We start from the raw sequence: 15,781 nt of genomic DNA, 5'->3' as shown, positions 1-15,781 counted from the left end.
ACGCTCCGCCGGGCGGACGATAGGGTCTACCGACGACGAGACGACCTACGAAGGACTTGAAGTGAATATCCGCTCCCTCACTCGAGGCGACGGCGTGGTGATCGGTGCAGCGGTGTTGCTGTTCATCGCGTCGTTCCTTGATCTCTACTCGGTCGACGGAGCCCCCGACGACGCCGACCTCCCCAGCGCCTGGGCGAGCGGTCCGGTCGTGATGGGGGTTGTCCTCGCGGGCATCATCGGTGCCGTTCTTGTCGTTCTGTCGCGCGGCCTGTCGCAGCTTCCCAAGGTGGCGGGGCTCGACCTCGGTCAAGTCGGCGTCGCGTTCACGGTGTTCGCCGCCTGGAGCGCGCTCGGGAACGTCTTCGACCCGCTGAGCGCCGCGGACTACGGCTCCAGTTCGAACTCGGTCAGCGCCGGTATCGGTCTGATCCTCGCTCTCGTCGCCACGCTGGTCATGGCCGCGGCCGCCGTCGCCACCCCGCTCGTTCCCGCCCTCCAGGCCGGTCTCGTCCCGGCTCCGAAGCCGCCCCAGCCGCAGCCCTACGGTGCCCAGCCGCCCGGTGGTTACGGCTACCCGGGTGCCCAGCAGCCGGGGCAGCAGGCCGGGCCGCAGGGTCAGCCCTACGGCGGTCAGCCGCAGCCGGGGCAGCCGTTCGGCGCGCAGCCTCAGCCGCAGCCGCAGGCGCAGGCCCCGCAGCCGCCGGCCGCGGAGTTCTCGCCGTTCTGGTTCGCCGTGCCGGTGCCGCGCCCGCTGTTCGCGGAGGACGGTTCGCCGACGCCGATCGCCGAACTCGCGCCGGGTACCTGGTACCTGGCCGTCGAGCAGCGTGGTCCGGGTCTGGTCGCCCAGACGCAGGACGGCCGTCGTGGTGTGCTGCAGGACACGAGCGGCATCCAGCGCGGCTGAGCCCAGCCTCGCGGTCCTCAAGGTCGTAGGACGGCCCCTCGCCCCTTCCGGGCGGGGGGCCGTTGCCGTACATTCGCGAGCGCTCCCGAAGAGCTGACATATCGTCAGGAGGCGTCGTGCGACTCGGTCTTGCGCTCGGCTACTGGGGCCGCGGCCCCGACCCCCGCCATGTGCCGCTGGCCCAGGAGGCCGAGCGGCTCGGCTATCACTCGGTGTGGACGGCCGAGTCATGGGGGTCGGACGCTTTCACACCGCTCACCTGGATCGCGGCGCGGACGTCGACGATCAGGCTGGGTACGGCCGTTGCCCAGATGGCCGCCCGCTCCCCCACCACGACCGCCATGCACGCCCTGACCCTGGACCATCTCTCCGGCGGGCGGGTCATGCTGGGCCTCGGGCTGTCCGGGCCGCAGGTCGTCGAGGGCTGGTACGGCCGTCCGTTCCCCAAGTCGCCGCTGACCGCGACCCGGGAGTACGTCGACGTCGTACGTCAGGTCCTCAGGAGGCAGGCGCCGGTCGAGCTGGACGGCCGCTTCCACTCCCACCCCTACCGGGGCCCGGACGGCACCGGGCTCGGCAAGGCGCTCAAGCCGATCACCCATCCCCTGCGTGCCGAACTGCCCGTCCTCCTGGGTGCCGAGGGGCCGAAGAACATCGCGCAGACGACCCGGATCGCGGACGGCTGGCTGCCGTTGTACTGGTCGCCGAACCGGCCCGAGGTCTACGAGGCCTCGCTGGCCGAGGCTCCGGAGGGCTTCCTCGTGGCCCCCATGGCCCAGGTGCGGGTCTGTGACGACGTGGCCGAAGGGCTGCTGCCGGTCAAGACGATGCTGGGCTTCTACATCGGCGGGATGGGCCACGCGGCCCGCAACTTCCACGCCGATCTGATGGCCCGCATGGGGTACGAGGAGCAGGCGCGCAGGATCCAGCGGCTGTTCCTGGAGGGCCGCCGCGAGGAGGCCGTGCTCGCCGTGCCGGACGCGTTCGCCGACGAGATCTCCCTGGTCGGGCCGCGCGAACGTATCGCGGAGCGGCTGGAGTCGTGGCGCAAGGGCCCGGTGACGGACCTGCTGGCGCTGGCTCCGGACCGGGAGTCGCTGCGGGTGCTGGCGGAGCTCAACGTGTGACGCAAGCCATGACGCCAGGTTTCGTCAAGGAATTCGCGGCCATTCGAACAACATGTCCACTCATACGCGCCGTGGTGCCAACTCAGCCGGGACGGTCATAGCGGTCGTCGCCGACATCATGGCCCTCATCCTGGGCCTGTGGATCCTGATGTACCTGCTGGACGCCAACCGGGCGAACGACTTCGTGCAGTTCATCCACGATGCCGCCCGCTGGCTCGCCGGCTGGTCCTACGACCTGTTCACCTTCGACGAGGCCTGGGCCCGGGTGGTCGCGGGCTACGGTCTGGCAGCGGTCGTCTACCTGTTCGTGGGCCACGCCATCGCCAACCGCGCCCACCGTCACTGAGACCGGACCGAGCGCTCAGGCGCAGCAGTCCGGGTCGAGCCCCAGCGGCAGGCGCTCGCCGCCGAACACCGCGCAGGTGGCCTCATGGCCACCGAGCGCGGCGACGGCCAGCAGCAGCGATCCCGCCGTCCACGTGGTCAGCTCCTGCGGCCACACCGCCCCGTCCTCGAACACGTAGCCGGTCCAGTACAGCCCGCTCTCCGGGTCCCGCAGATGCTGGATCGACTGGAGGATGTCCAGCGCCCGGTCGGACTCGCCCGTCACCCACAGGGCCAGCGCGAGTTCGGCCGACTCCCCGCCCGTGACCCACGGGTTGGGGACGACGCAGCGCACCCCGAGAGCGGGCACGACGAACCGCTCCCAGCCCTCCTCGATACGGGACTTGGCCTCCACGCCGGTCAACGCCCCGCCCAGGACCGGGTAGTACCAGTCCATCGAGTAGCGGTCCTTGTCGAGGAAGCGTTCGGGGTGCCTGCGGATCGCGTGTCGCAGTGCCCCGACCGCCAACTCCCAGTCCGGCTGGGCCTCTTCGCGCTGTTCGGCGATCGCGAGGGCGCACCGCAGGGCGTGGTGGATCGAGGAGGAGCCGGTGAGCAGCCCATCGGTGAGGTCTCTGCCGTCGTCCTCCCTCTTCCACCCGATCTGCCCGCCCGGCTGCTGGAGTTCGAGCACGAACTCGATCGCCGCGTACACCGTCGGCCACATCCGGTCGAGGAACATGTCGTCACCGGTGGACAGATAGTGGTGCCACACGCCTACGGCTATGTAGGCGACGAAGTTCGTCTCGCGCCCCCGGTCGGTGACCTGCGCGAAGTCGCCGTCCTGGTAGGCCGCGTACCAGGAACCGTCCTCGTTCTGGTGCCGTGCGAGCCATTCGTAGGCCCGCTCGGCCGCCTCGTGCTCGCCCGCCGCGTCCAGTGCCATCGCGGCCTCGGTGTGGTCCCACGGGTCGAGGTGGTGCCCGCGGAACCACGGGATCGCCCCGTCCTCCCGCTGCGCGGCCAGGATCCCGGCGACGGTCGCGGCGGCCTGCTCGGCGGTGAGGACCCCGGGCAGGACGAGGTGTTCTGTCCGGGGAGTGGTCACGACGTGGCCACCCGCGGAAGGTGCGGCTTGGTCGCGTAGGCCACGAAGCTCTTGCCGATCAGCGGGTTCAGTGCCTGCTCGGCGACCCGGGTGGCCAGCGGCTTCTTCATGATGTCCCAGACCAGCAGCTTGTGGTACGCCTGCACCGGCAGCGCCTTGTCGTTGTCGACGCCGAAGGCGCACTTGAGCCACCAGTACGGGGAGTGCAGGGCGTGCGCGTGGTGGGAGCCGTAGGGCTTGAGGCCGGCCTCGCGGATCTTCGCGAGCAGTTCGTCCGCCTTGTAGATGCGGATGTGGCCGCCCTCGACCTCGTGGTAGGCGTCGGACAGTGCCCAGCAGACCTTTTCGGGGCCATAGCGCGGGACGGTGACGGCGATCCGCCCGCCCGGCTTGAGCACCCGGACCATCTCGGCGAGTACGCCCTTGTCGTCCGGGATGTGTTCCATCACCTCGGAGATGATCACGACGTCGAAGGACTCGTCGGGGAAGGGAAGGGCCAGGGCGTCGCCCTCCATCGCGGTGGCGGTGGCCCCTTCCGGTGCCTCGCCCGCCTCCTTCATCGCCGTGAACCACTTCGCGACCTCGCGGATCTCCTCGGCGTTCTGGTCCAGCGCCACGACCTGCGCGCCGCGCCGGTAGCACTCGAACGCGTGCCGGCCGGCCCCGCAGCCGAGGTCCAGGACGCGGTCGCCCGGCGCGAGCGGGAACCGGGAGAAGTCGACGGTCAGCACGTGGCCCTGCTTTCGGGATAGACACCGGTGTCTGTGGTCAGGGGTGCGACACCCCGGGAGGCCGCGGAGCGGCCGGGAAGCGTGGTGGCGGGGCCGGCGATCGCCTCGCGGTAGCGGGCAACCGTGCCCTCCGCGGCTTTCGCCCAGGTGAACTTCGCCAGTACCCGCTCACGTCCGGCCCGGCCGAGTCGCGCCCTCAGCTCCGGGTCGCCCAGCAGACGGCTCAGGGCGGTCGCCAGTGCGCCCGGGTCCCCCGGCGGTACCGCCAGGCAGGTCTCGCCGTCGCGCCCGGCGACCTCGGGGATCGCGCCGCCCGTCGTGGCGACCAGCGGGGTGCCCGTCGCCATCGCCTCCGCCGCCGGGAGGGAGAAGCCCTCGTAGAGCGAGGGCACGCAGGCGACCTCCGCCGAGCGGACGAGGTCGACCAGTTCGGCGTCCGAGATGCCCTTGACGAACTCGACGGCGCCTTCGAGGCCGTAGCGCTCCATGGCCTGGGCGATCGGGCCCTCGGCCGGCCGCTTGCCGACAACTATCAGGTGCGCCCCGGGGTGTTCGGTGCGGACCTTCGCCAGCGCCTCGACGAGGAAGACGAGGCCCTTGAGGGGGACGTCCGCGCTGGAGGTCGTGACGATCCGGCCCGGCACCACCCGCACCGACGGATCCGGCGCGAACTGGTCGGTGTCCGCGCCGATGTGGACGACGTGGATCCGGTCCTCGCGTACGCCCAGGTGCTCGACGATCTCCTGGCGGGAGGTGCCGGAGACGGTGAGCACGGACGGCAGGCGGCGGGCCACCCGCTTCTGCATACGGGTGAAGGCGTACCAGCGGCGCTTGGACAGCCGCTGCCACCGGCCCTCGGCCGCGTCCAGCTCCAACTGCCGGTCCACGGTGATGGGGTGGTGGATGGTGGTCACCAGCGGGGCGCCGACATCGCCCAACAGGCCGTAGCCGAGGGTCTGGTTGTCGTGGACCACGTCGAACTCACCGCTGCGGGCCCGGAGATGACGTCGGGCCCGCAGGGAGAAGGTGAGCGGCTCCGGGAAGCCGCCGGTCCACATCGTGGCGACTTCCAGGGCGTCGATCCAGTCGCGGTACTCGTCGCGTTTCGGGGTGCGGAAGGGATCCGGGGAGCGGTAGAGGTCCAGGCTGGGCAGCTCGGTCAGGCTCAGGCCGTCGTAACCGGGATCGAGTACGGGGTACGGCTGGGAGCCGATGACCTCGACGCGGTGGCCGAGGCGGGCCAGTTCGCGGGAGAGGTGGCGTACATAGACACCTTGGCCGCCGCAGAACGGGTTCCCTTTGTAGGTGAGGAGCGCGATACGGAGCGGTCGCTCGCCGTCGGCGGCCGGGTCCTCAAAGGCCCCTGCCTGACTGGCCTCAGCGGTCACTCTGGGCCCCCTTCTGCCTGCACTGTCCCGCGAGATTACGACGAGAAGGTAATCTAGAACAAGTTTCAGACTTGATCGTTCAGGAGGCTCTGAATCTACCGGCAGGTAGGGGTCCTGTGAGCGGTGGATCAGGTGATTCACGCCACGACCGGCACCCTGGCATGCTGAGTGATCACACATCCTCACGGACTGTCACGGAACCCAAGGTGGACAAGGTGGCCAAGCCCGCCAGAGTGGAAGCCGGCACCGCACGGCCCGACGCACCGCCGCTGACCGAGCGGCAGGAGGCGCGGCGCCGCCGCATCCTGCACGCGAGCGCGCAGTTGGCGAGCCGCGGCGGGTTCGACGCGGTGCAGATGCGGGAGGTCGCGGAGTCCTCACAGGTGGCGCTCGGCACCCTCTACCGCTACTTCCCCTCCAAGATCCATCTGCTGGTCGCCACCATGCAGGACCAGCTGGAACACATGCACGGCACGCTCCGCAAGAAGCCGCCGCAGGGCAACACGGCGGCCGAGCGGGTCGCGGAGACCCTGATGCGGGCCTTCCGGGCGCTCCAGCGCGAGCCGCACCTCGCGGACGCGATGGTCCGCGCGCTGACCTTCGCGGACCGCAGTGTGAGCCCCGAGGTCGACCAGGTCTCCCACCAGACCACGCTGATCATCCTGGACGCCATGGGGCTCGACGACCCGACGCCCGAGCAGCTCTCCGCGGTCCGCGTCATCGAGCACACCTGGCACTCGGCCCTGATCACCTGGCTCTCGGGCCGGGCCTCCATCGCCCAGGTGAAGATCGACATCGAGACGGTGTGCCGCCTGATCGACCTCACGGAACCCCGGGCCCAGCGCCCCGGCACGTGACGGCTGCCCGTTGACGTGCGGCGTCCGGCCCCTGCTCTGAGGGTCCCCCCGGCCGACGGCTGGGGGGAGTGCCGGCCGGAAGTTCTCGTAGGGGATGCGCTTGGGCAATCGCACGAGACGACCCACGAGACGGGTTCCCTTCGCCGGCATGGTCCGGATCAGGTTCTTGGGGTCGCCGTCGAGCCATCCCGCTGCTCTTCGGCCTCTCAGCCCTACCGTCGACGTCGGCCCCGGCGGAAGCCTGCGCCTCTCGCCCAAGTCGGCTACTTCGGTCGGACTCCCTCACTCGCCTCGTAGGCCTATGTCCACAATAGAACGCTCGTGCTGGAATGAACCCATTCACTCCATGATTTTCCCGGCCCCTACTCCTCCGGCGGGAACACCGGCTCCCCGCTCTCCAGCAGTGTGATCATGATGGCCTCCACCGGGCAGTTCTCCGCCGCCGCCAGGACCCGCTCGTTGGCGTCGCTCTCCGGGTCGGCGGGGTGGGACTGGCGGGCGGTGTCCAGGCGGAAGCCGTCGGGGGCGGTGTGCACGCACTGCGCGGAGCCGATGCACAAGGAGCGGTCGACCTCGACGTGCCAGCGGTCTCCCATCGCCGCTCACCCCTCCCAGCCGGCCGGCAGATGGATCATCTTGTGCTCCAGGAACTCGCCGTAGCCCTCCGGGCCGAACTCCCTTCCCAGACCGGAGTTCTTGTAGCCGCCGAAGGGGCCGAGCATGTCGAGGCTGAAGGTGTTGACGTTGTAGGTGCCGGTACGGACCTGGCGTGCGACCTCGATGCCGCGCTCGACGTCGGCCGTCCACACGCTGCCGGACAGGCCGTAGTCGGAGTCGTTGGCGATCTTGACCGCCTCGGACTCGTCGCCGTAGGGAAGGAGACAGATCACCGGTCCGAAGATCTCCTCGCGCGCGATCCGCATCGAGTTGTCGACGTCCCCGAAGAGCGTCGGCTCGACGTACCAGCCGCGGTCCCGGCCCGCCGGGCGCCCGCCGCCGGTGAGGATCTTGGCGCCCTCCTCCTGACCGATTCGGATGTAGTCGAGGTTGCGGCGCTGCTGGCGTTCGGCGACCAGCGGGCCGACCTGGGTGGCCGGGTCGAGCGGGTCGCCGACGACCAGTGAACTCGCCGCCGCGGCAAGGGCCTCGGCGAACTCGTCGTAGCGGGAGCGGGGCAGCAGGATGCGGGTCTGGGCCACGCAGGCCTGGCCGTTGTTCATCCAGGCGGACGGGACGATCCCGGCGACGGCCGCCTCGACGTCCGCGTCCGGGAGGACCACGGCCGCCGACTTGCCGCCCAGCTCCAGGGTCACGCGGGTGAGATTGCGGGCGGCGACCTCCATCACGCGCTTGCCCGCGCCCACCGAGCCGGTGAAGGAGACCTTGTCGATCCCCGGGTGCCCGACCAGGTACTCGCTCACCTCCCGGTCGGCCGGGAGGATGGACAGGACGCCCTCAGGCAGCCCCGCCTCCTTGGTGATCTCGGCCAGGATGTACGCGTCCAGCGGCGACTCGGGCGACGGCTTGAGCACCACCGTGCAGCCGGTGAGCAGCGCGGGCGCGAGCTTGGCGGCGGCGACGAACTGCGGGACGTTCCAGGGCACCACGGCCGCCACGACGCCGACCGGCTCGCGGCGCACGAGGATGCGGCCGAGGACTCCGTCGCGGGTCTCCTCGTACGTGAAGTTCCGCGCGACCGTGATCGCCGAGTCCCACACCATCATCGCGCCGAGGGCCTGTGCGAGGACGCTCCAGGAGTACGGGGAACCGTTCTCGGAGGAGATCACGCGGGCGATCTCCTCGTGCCGGACCGCGATGCCGTCCTTGATCCTGGTGACGACCTCGATGCGCTCGTCGAGCGTCATCCGCGGCCAGGGCCCCTCGTCGAAGGCGGTGCGTGCGGCGGCGACCGCCGCGTCCACGTCCGCACGCGAGGCGTGCGGGACCCGTCCGATGACCTCCTCGGTGTGCGGGGAGATCACCTCGATGACGTCCTCGCCCAGGGGGTCGGTCAACTCCCCGCCGATGAACAGCTGTCCGTGTTCCACGAGCTCGGTCATGGCGACTGCCTCCCCGGGGCGGCTTACTGACGATCCATCAGATACGGAACTGATACCAGTTCCACTCCGAGGAGTCCACGGGCCGCACACCACGGCCGTTGGTGACCTCGGGCTACCGTCGAAACTCGTTCTAGTTATAGTGACTTGAACGCGGTGATTGGGGAGCTCATGGCGCAGGCGTACGACCATGGCGGTGGCGTCCGGTCCGTTCAGGTGCCCATCCCCGACAATCCGCTCGGCCACACCCTCGTGTACGTCGTCGAGACCGACCGGGGACCGGTGCTGGTCGACACCGGCTGGGACGACCCGGACTCCTGGGACACCCTCGCCGAGGGGCTGACCGCGTGCGGGACCGACGTGGGCCAGATCCACGGCGTGGTCATCACCCACCACCACCCCGACCACCACGGCCTCTCCGGCAAGGTGCGGGAGGCGTCCGGCGCCTGGATCGCGATGCACGCCGCGGACTCCGCGATCGTGCGGCGCACCCGCGAGACCCGTGCCGAGCGCTGGTTCACCTATATGACAGCCAAGTTGGAGGCGGCGGGCGCCCCCGAGGACCACGTGGCCCCGCTGCGCACCGCGCGCCGCCGCGAGCTGCCCGGCTTCTCGCCCGCCCTGCCCGACCGCGAGATCGTCCCCGGCGAACTCCTCGACCTCCCCGGCCGCAGGCTCCGGGCCATCTGGACCCCGGGACACACACCGGGCCATGTCTGCCTGCACCTGGAGGAGGAGCACCCCTCCGGACTGCCGGGCCACGGACGGCTGTTCTCCGGCGATCACCTGCTCCCCGAGATCACCCCGCACATCGGCCTGTACGAGGACCCGGACGACGCCACCGTCACCGACCCCCTCGGCGACTACCTCGACTCCCTGGAACGCGTCGGGCGGCTCGCCCCCGCCGAGGTCCTCCCCGCCCACCAGCACGTCTTCACCGACGCGAGCGCCCGCGTAGGGCAGTTGCTCGCCCACCACGAGGAACGCCTCACCGACCTGCAGTCCCTCCTCGCCGAGCCGCTCACCCCCTGGCAGCTCGCCGTGCGCATGGAGTGGAACCGGCCCTGGGACCAGATCCCCTACGGATCACGCAACATCGCGGTCTCGGAGGCCGAGGCGCATCTGCGGCGGCTGGTGAAGCTGGGCCGCGCGGAGGCGGTGACGGGGAGCGATCCGGTGACGTACGTGGCTGTCTAGCCCGGACCCAGGCCCCTGGGCGGCTCTCGGTCGTACGTGGCTGTCCAGCCCGGAACCGGGGCCCCTGGGCGGCTCTCTGCCGCTTTCCTACGGGCGAGTACAGTAGCCAGGTCGTCATCACATGCCGTACAGGGGGAAGCCGGTGCAATTCCGGCGTTTCCCCTGCCCCAGTGCCTCACGGGCCTGGGAGACCGGCCGGTGCGCGGCACCGTCGAGGTATACGGAGCCGAGCCGGTGCCTCACGGGCCTGGGAGACCGGCCGGTGCGCGGCACCGTCGAGGTATACGGAGCCGAGCCGCCCGGGGTCCTCCCGCGCTGCCCGGCTCCCCGCAGGGAGAAGGGCATCCGCCGATCATGAACGTCCGCCGCAGCGCCGCGGTCCTGGCCGCCACCGTCGCCTTCGGCACGGCCGCACCCGCCATGGCCGCCTCGCCGTCTCCGTCGCCGTCCCTGCCCTCGGGGCTGTACGGCAGCGGCGACCCCACGTACGACGGGGTCTGGCGGCAGTCGCTCGCGATCGTCGCCCTGCACCGGGTGGACGTAGAGCCCGCCGACGCTGCCGTCGCCTGGCTGGCCGGGCAACAGTGCGCGAGCGGGGCGTTCCCGGCGTTCCGCGCGAACCCGGCCAAGGCCTGCGACGCCAAGTTGATGGTCGACACCAACAGCACGGCCGCCGCCGCGCAGGCCCTGTCCGCGGTCGGCGGGCACGGCACCGCGGTCACGAAGGCGGTGACCTGGCTGAAGTCCGTCCAGAACAAGGACGGCGGCTGGGGCTACACCCCCGGCGGCCCAAGTGACGCCAATTCGACGTCCGTGGCGATCGGCGCGCTGAAGGCCTCCGGCGACGACCCCGCCAAGGCCCTCAAAGGCGGCAACTCGCCCTACGACGCCCTGCTGAAGCTGTCCCTGCCGTGCGCCGACGGGGGCGCCTTCGCCTACCAGCCGGACAAGAAGGGCAAGCTCACGGCCAACGCGGACGCGACCGCGGCGGCCGTCGTCGGTGCGCTGGGCCAGGGCATGGTCTCGGTGAAGGCCGGCGACAAGAAGAACGCCGCCTGCACCGACGCGGCCCGCCCCACCCCGGCGGGCGCGGCGGCCAACGGCTCGGCCTACCTGGCGAAGGCCGTCGCGAAGGACGGCCACCTGACCTCCGCTCTCCCCGGCTCCGAGAACCAGCCCGACTACGGCAACACGGCTGACGCGGTCGTGGCACTCGCCGTCCAGGGCGGTCCCGCAAAGGCGCGCGAGCCCCTGGCGTGGCTGGAGCGGAACTCCGCGAAGTGGGCCGAGCAGAACGGTCCGGCGGCATACGCCCAGTTGATCCTCGCCGCCGAGGCGGGTGGCGCCGACCCGAGCGACTTCGGCGGCACGGACCTGGTCAAGCAGCTGACCGCGACGGGACCGGGGCCGGTCAAAAGGCACGCAATCACGTCCCAGGACGACTCCGACACGTCCGTGTGGTGGATGGTCGGCGCGGGTCTCGCCGCCGGCGCGGGCATCGGCTTCCTGCTCAGCAGCCGCAACAAGAGGAAGCAGCCGTGACCCGGCGGGCCCTCCTCCTCTCCCTCCTGGCGGGCCTCCTCCTGGCCTCCGCGAGCCCGGCGCACGCCGCCGGGTACCGCTACTGGTCCTTCTGGGACCGCACCGGCTCGACCTGGACCTACGCCACCGAGGGCCCCTCGACGGCCGTCCCCTCGGACGGTGACGTTCAAGGCTTCCGCTTCGCGGTGAGCGAGGACTCGGCGGACGCGGACACGCCCCGCGGGACGGCGTCGTTCACCGCGATCTGCGGGGACACGGCGGCGCGGGACGGCCGTAAGCGCGTGGCGCTGGTCCTCGACTTCGGTACGGCTTCGGACGCCCCGTCCGGCGAGGCGCCCCCGGCCCGGCGCACCGAGTGCGCGGTGGTACCCCGCGACGCGACGACGGCGGAGGCCCTGGCAACGGCCGCCAAACCGCTCCGCTACAACACCAACGCCCTGCTGTGCGCGATCGCGGGGTATCCGGAGACGGGGTGCGGGGAGCAGGTGACGGGGGCGGCGAAGGCGGCGCCCGCCGGGGGAAAGCAGGACGGCGGCCCGTCGGTGGGCCTGTGGGCGGGAGCAGCGGGCGTGGTGGCGTTGGGCGCGGCGGCGGTATGGCAGGCGAGGCGCCGCCGGCATGCGTGACGCACCCGCGCGGCCCGCGGACGGTCGGGCCGCCGCCCCGAGGACGGGCGCCTCCCGGCCGGCGTCGCCGAGCGCACCCACCCGCCCCGCGCCCCTGCACCCCGGCGCCTGGTGGCTGTGGTCCCTCTCCCTCGGGATAGCGGCGACCCGCACCACCAACCCTCTCCTCCTCGCCCTCCTCATCACCACCTCCGGATACGTGGTGGCGACCTGCCGCCGCCCCACGCCCTGGTCCCGCTCCTACGCCGCGTTCGTCCAACTCGCCCTCGCCGTCATCCTGGTCCGTCTCCTCTTCGCGATCACCCTGGGCTCCCCCATTCCCGGCACGCATGTGCTCGTCACCCTCCCCGAACTCCCGCTCCCCCACTGGGCGCAGGGCATCCGGCTGGGCGGCAGGGTCACCGCGGAGTCCCTCGTCTTCGCCCTCTACGACGGCCTGAAACTGGCCACCCTCCTCATCTGCGTGGGCGCGGCGAACGCCCTCGCCAACCCGCACCGCCTCCTCAAGTCCCTCCCCGGCGCCCTCTACGAACTCGGCGTCGCCGTGGTGGTGGCCCTGACCTTCGCCCCCCATCTCATCGCCGACGTCCACCGCCTCCGCGCCGCCCGCCGCCTCCGGGGCCGCCCGGACACCGGCATCCGCGGTCTCCTCCAGGTCGGACTCCCGGTGCTGGAGAGCGCGTTGGAGCGCTCGGTCGCCCTCGCCGCGGCGATGGACGCCCGCGGCTACGGCCGTACGGCCGAGGTCCCGCCCGGAGTCCGCCGTACGACCACCGCGCTCACCCTGGGCGGCCTGCTCGGTGTCTGCGCGGGAACGTACGGACTCCTCACCGCCGAGGGCGGCACATACGGCATCCCCGTCCTGCTCGCCGGCCTGACCGCCGCCCTCGCGGGTCTGCGTCTCGGGGGCCGCCGCACGCCGCGTACCCGTTACCGCCCGGACCGCTGGGACGTCCGGTCCTTCCTGGTCGCCGGTTCCGGCGCGGCCGTGGCGGCGTCGATGTTCCTCGCGGGCGCGACCGATCCGGCGGCCCTGCACCCGGGCGTGGTGCCGCTCGTCGCCCCCACCCTGCCCCTCCTGCCGGCCGCGGCCGTCCTGCTCGGCCTGCTGCCGGCCTTCCTCGCCCCCACGCCCAAGGAGCCGTCGTCGTGATCCGCTTCGAGGATGTCTCCGTGACGTACGACGGTGCGTCCGAACCCACCGTCCGAGGCGTCGACTTCGAGGTGCCGGAAGGTGAACTCGTGCTGCTCGTGGGCCCGTCGGGGGTCGGCAAGTCCACGATCCTCGGCGCCGTCAGCGGGCTCGTCCCGCACTTCACCGGCGGCACCCTGCGCGGCCGGGTCACGGTGGCCGGCCGCGACACCCGTACCCACAAGCCGCGCGAACTGGCGGATGTGGTCGGCACGGTGGGCCAGGATCCGCTGTCCCACTTCGTGACGGACACCGTGGAGGACGAACTCGCCTACGGCATGGAGTCGTTGGGCCTACCGCCGACGGTGATGCGCCGTCGGGTGGAGGAGACCCTGGACCTGCTGGGCCTGGCTCCCCTGCGCGACCGTCCCCTGGCCACGCTCTCCGGGGGCCAGCAGCAACGCGTGGCCATCGGCTCGGTCCTCACCCCGCATCCCCGGGTCCTGGTCCTGGACGAACCGACGTCGGCCCTGGACCCCGCGGCGGCGGAGGAGGTCCTCGCCGTCCTCCAACGGCTGGTCCACGATCTCGGCACCACGGTCCTCATGGCCGAACACCGCCTGGAACGCGTCATCCAGTACGCCGACCAGGTCGCCCTCCTGCCCGCCCCCGGGGAAGCACTGCTCCTCGGCACCCCGGCCGAGATGATGGCCGTATCCCCGGTGTATCCGCCGGTGGTGGACCTGGGCCGGCTGGCGGGCTGGGCTCCGTTGCCGCTGACGGTGCGGGACGCGCGGCGGCGGGCGGGGGAACTGCGGGAGCGGCTGTCCGGGCGCACGCCTGTGGACGACGCACCCGCAGCCGCCGACGGCGAGACCGCCTCACAGGGGCCACCCGCACCCGACGACGAAAGTTGTACGAGTGGTGCGGGTGGGAACAGCATCCCGGCCGAAGGCCGGGCATTCCGCCGTTGGCGTCCCCGCCGCAGTCGCCCCACCCCCGGCACGACCCACCTCACCGCCGAAGTCCAGGCCCTCTCCGTCCGCCGCGCCCGCATCCAGGCCCTGAACCACATCGACCTCACCATCCGCCCCGGCGAGACCATCGCCCTCATGGGCCGCAACGGCGCCGGAAAGTCCACGCTCCTCAACACCCTGGTAGGCCTCGTCGAACCCTCCACCGGCACCGTCCACGTAGGCGGCGCCCAGCCCCACCGCACCGCCCCGCAGGGCCTCGTACGACGCGTGGGCCTCGTACCCCAGGAACCCCGCGACCTCCTGTACGCCGACACGGTCGCCGCAGAATGCCGAGCCGCGGACACCGACGCCCAGACAACACCGGGCACCTGCCGCGCACTGGTCGACGACCTCCTCCCCGGCGTGACCGACGACACCCACCCCCGCGATCTCTCCGAAGGGCAGCGGCTCGCCCTCGCCCTCGCCGTGGTCCTGGCCGCCCGCCCGCCCCTCCTGCTCCTCGACGAACCGACCCGCGGCCTGGACTACGCCGCGAAGGCCCGCCTCGTCCATCTGCTGAGGGAACTCGCCGCCACCGGCCACGCGATCATGTTGGCCACCCACGACGTGGAACTCGCCGCCGAGCTCGCCCACCGGGTGATCCTGCTGGCCGAGGGCGAGGTGATCGCCGACGGACCGGCGGCGGACGTCATCACGTCCTCCCCCTCCTTCGCCCCGCAGGTCAGCAAGATCCTCGCCCCGCAGCGGTGGCTCACGGTGACCCAGGTGAGGAAGGCCCTGCCATGACCCGAGCCGTACGCCTCGGTCCCCGCTCCCTCCTCACCCTCGCCCTGGTCAGCGCCGTGGGCGTCGTCGCGTTCGGCTGGCCCTTCCTCGCCCCGCCCACCTCCCGGGTCGGCACCCACACCCAGGACGCCCCCTGGCTCTTCGCGGGACTCCTCGTCCTGCTCGTCGCGGTGGTCGCGGCGGCGATCGCGGAGTCGGGGCTCGGCCCCAAGGCCGTGGCCATGCTCGGGGTACTCGCCGCCACCGGCGCCGCACTCAGACCGATCGGCGCGGGGACCGCCGGCATCGAGCCGATGTTCTTCCTGATGGTGCTCAGCGGCCGGGTTCTCGGTCCCGGCTTCGGCTTCGTGCTCGGCAACGTCACGATGTTCGCGTCCGCCCTCCTCACCGGTGGAGTGGGCCCGTGGATGCCGTTCCAGATGCTGGCGATGGGCTGGTTCACGATGGGCGCGGGCCTGCTGCCGGGCCCCGAGCGGACCAGGGGCCGTGCCGAGGTCCGCCTTCTCGCGGCGTACGGCTTCCTCGCCGCCTTCGCCTATGGCACCGCCATGAACATGGCCGGCTGGCCCTTCATGGGCGCCCTCGCCTCGAACATCGCCTTCGACCCGCACGCCGGCGTCCCCGCCAACCTGGCCCGGTTCGTCGCGTACTGCCTGGCCACCTCCCTCGGCTGGGACCTCGGCCGGGCCGTGGTGACCGTCGTCCTGACGCTCACCCTCGGTCCAGCCCTCCTCAGGGCGCTCCGCCGGGCCACCCGCCGCGCCGCCTTCGAGGCCCAGGTCACATTCGAGGCGTCGGAGCGGTGAAGCGCCCCACATGACCCAGCTCACCTACTAACGGGAACAGTAGGAACATTTCCGACATAACGCCCACGCGGCACCCCCTCCGACCTGCGCTTTGAGAGCCGGATCACAGAGATGCCCTTTCCCGGCGATTCGACCACAACTAGTAAAAGGGGTCATTGCGGACGCCTTCCGAGCCTGTTTCTGTAGACGACGTCGCACGGCGCCGACAAGCCCACG

Annotated in this window: 15 protein-coding genes; 10 read left to right on the top strand and 5 right to left on the bottom strand. The window is 71.6% G+C overall.

Annotated features, from left to right (window positions below; translation table 11 throughout):
- The first annotated feature begins 61 nt into the window (after positions 1-61).
- From BFN33_RS08750 to BFN33_RS08740, 3 genes are all read left to right on the top strand, one after another.
- Positions 62-907 (top strand): DUF5336 domain-containing protein, encoded by an 846-nt coding sequence (locus BFN33_RS08750; protein ID WP_069759330.1) that lies wholly within the window; start codon positions 62-64, stop codon positions 905-907.
- Between the two features lie 116 nt (positions 908-1,023).
- Positions 1,024-2,034: an LLM class F420-dependent oxidoreductase gene (locus tag BFN33_RS08745; RefSeq protein WP_069759329.1), complete on the top strand. Its 1,011-nt coding sequence runs from the start codon at positions 1,024-1,026 to the stop codon at positions 2,032-2,034.
- A gap of 52 nt (positions 2,035-2,086) precedes the next feature.
- Positions 2,087-2,380, top strand: coding sequence for a hypothetical protein (locus BFN33_RS08740; protein ID WP_028807437.1), 294 nt, complete (start codon positions 2,087-2,089; stop codon positions 2,378-2,380).
- 15 nt (positions 2,381-2,395) lie between these two features.
- On the opposite strand, the gene BFN33_RS08735 is transcribed toward BFN33_RS08740, so the two are convergent.
- From BFN33_RS08735 to BFN33_RS08725, 3 genes are read right to left on the bottom strand one after another with little or no spacing between them, the layout of a single operon-like run.
- The gene (locus tag BFN33_RS08735) at positions 2,396-3,466 is read right to left on the bottom strand and encodes a prenyltransferase/squalene oxidase repeat-containing protein (RefSeq protein ID WP_069759328.1); all 1,071 of its coding nucleotides are present in this window, start codon (positions 3,464-3,466) and stop codon (positions 2,396-2,398) included.
- Positions 3,463-4,197, bottom strand: coding sequence for a class I SAM-dependent methyltransferase (locus tag BFN33_RS08730; protein WP_069759327.1), 735 nt, complete (start codon positions 4,195-4,197; stop codon positions 3,463-3,465). Before BFN33_RS08730 ends, BFN33_RS08735 begins: the two co-directional genes overlap by 4 nt.
- Positions 4,191-5,585: a glycosyltransferase family 4 protein gene (locus tag BFN33_RS08725; protein ID WP_069759326.1), complete on the bottom strand. Its 1,395-nt coding sequence runs from the start codon at positions 5,583-5,585 to the stop codon at positions 4,191-4,193. The genes BFN33_RS08730 and BFN33_RS08725 overlap by 7 nt, the downstream gene beginning before the upstream one ends.
- Positions 5,586-5,746: 161 nt before the next feature.
- Between BFN33_RS08725 and BFN33_RS08720 the strand changes: the two genes are divergently transcribed.
- Positions 5,747-6,442: a TetR family transcriptional regulator gene (locus BFN33_RS08720; protein ID WP_069759325.1), complete on the top strand. Its 696-nt coding sequence runs from the start codon at positions 5,747-5,749 to the stop codon at positions 6,440-6,442.
- 362 nt (positions 6,443-6,804) lie between these two features.
- On the opposite strand, the gene BFN33_RS08715 is transcribed toward BFN33_RS08720, so the two are convergent.
- Together BFN33_RS08715 and BFN33_RS08710 are read right to left on the bottom strand one after the other, a co-directional pair.
- Complete coding sequence (locus BFN33_RS08715) at positions 6,805-7,038, bottom strand: ferredoxin (RefSeq protein WP_069759324.1); 234 nt, start codon at positions 7,036-7,038, stop codon at positions 6,805-6,807.
- A gap of 6 nt (positions 7,039-7,044) precedes the next feature.
- Complete coding sequence (locus BFN33_RS08710) at positions 7,045-8,502, bottom strand: aldehyde dehydrogenase (RefSeq protein WP_069759323.1); 1,458 nt, start codon at positions 8,500-8,502, stop codon at positions 7,045-7,047.
- Positions 8,503-8,670: 168 nt separating this feature from the next.
- Between BFN33_RS08710 and BFN33_RS08705 the strand changes: the two genes are divergently transcribed.
- From BFN33_RS08705 to BFN33_RS08680, 6 genes are all read left to right on the top strand, one after another.
- A complete protein-coding gene (locus tag BFN33_RS08705; RefSeq protein ID WP_069759322.1) occupies positions 8,671-9,696 on the top strand; it encodes an MBL fold metallo-hydrolase in 1,026 nt (341 codons plus the stop codon).
- 354 nt (positions 9,697-10,050) lie between these two features.
- Complete coding sequence (locus BFN33_RS08700; RefSeq protein WP_069759321.1) at positions 10,051-11,238, top strand: prenyltransferase/squalene oxidase repeat-containing protein; 1,188 nt, start codon at positions 10,051-10,053, stop codon at positions 11,236-11,238.
- Positions 11,235-11,864, top strand: a complete 630-nt coding sequence (locus BFN33_RS08695; protein ID WP_069759320.1) for an SCO2322 family protein — start codon at positions 11,235-11,237, stop codon at positions 11,862-11,864. Before BFN33_RS08700 ends, BFN33_RS08695 begins: the two co-directional genes overlap by 4 nt.
- Positions 11,857-13,017: an energy-coupling factor transporter transmembrane component T gene (locus BFN33_RS08690; RefSeq protein WP_069759319.1), complete on the top strand. Its 1,161-nt coding sequence runs from the start codon at positions 11,857-11,859 to the stop codon at positions 13,015-13,017. The genes BFN33_RS08695 and BFN33_RS08690 overlap by 8 nt, the downstream gene beginning before the upstream one ends.
- The gene (locus tag BFN33_RS08685) at positions 13,014-14,759 is read left to right on the top strand and encodes an ABC transporter ATP-binding protein (RefSeq protein WP_069759318.1); all 1,746 of its coding nucleotides are present in this window, start codon (positions 13,014-13,016) and stop codon (positions 14,757-14,759) included. Before BFN33_RS08690 ends, BFN33_RS08685 begins: the two co-directional genes overlap by 4 nt.
- Positions 14,756-15,565 (top strand): ECF transporter S component, encoded by an 810-nt coding sequence (locus BFN33_RS08680; protein WP_069759317.1) that lies wholly within the window; start codon positions 14,756-14,758, stop codon positions 15,563-15,565. The genes BFN33_RS08685 and BFN33_RS08680 overlap by 4 nt, the downstream gene beginning before the upstream one ends.
- Positions 15,566-15,781: the final 216 nt, after the last annotated feature.

The organism is Streptomyces sp. LUP47B (assembly GCF_001746295.1).
GTDB lineage: Bacteria > Actinomycetota > Actinomycetes > Streptomycetales > Streptomycetaceae > Streptomyces.
The sequence above is the reverse complement of the archived record's forward strand: the minus strand, read 5'-3'. Positions and strand labels throughout refer to the sequence as shown.

Coding starts and splice junctions, on each gene's coding strand:
- BFN33_RS08740 (WP_028807437.1), top strand. CDS start 2,087: ATGTCCACTCATACGCGCCGTGGTGCCAACTCAGCCGGGACGGTCATA.
- BFN33_RS08720 (WP_069759325.1), top strand. CDS start 5,747: ATGCTGAGTGATCACACATCCTCACGGACTGTCACGGAACCCAAGGTG.
- BFN33_RS08715 (WP_069759324.1), bottom strand. CDS start 7,038: ATGGGAGACCGCTGGCACGTCGAGGTCGACCGCTCCTTGTGCATCGGC.
- BFN33_RS08710 (WP_069759323.1), bottom strand. CDS start 8,502: ATGACCGAGCTCGTGGAACACGGACAGCTGTTCATCGGCGGGGAGTTG.
- BFN33_RS08705 (WP_069759322.1), top strand. CDS start 8,671: ATGGCGCAGGCGTACGACCATGGCGGTGGCGTCCGGTCCGTTCAGGTG.
- BFN33_RS08700 (WP_069759321.1), top strand. CDS start 10,051: ATGAACGTCCGCCGCAGCGCCGCGGTCCTGGCCGCCACCGTCGCCTTC.
- BFN33_RS08690 (WP_069759319.1), top strand. CDS start 11,857: ATGCGTGACGCACCCGCGCGGCCCGCGGACGGTCGGGCCGCCGCCCCG.
- BFN33_RS08680 (WP_069759317.1), top strand. CDS start 14,756: ATGACCCGAGCCGTACGCCTCGGTCCCCGCTCCCTCCTCACCCTCGCC.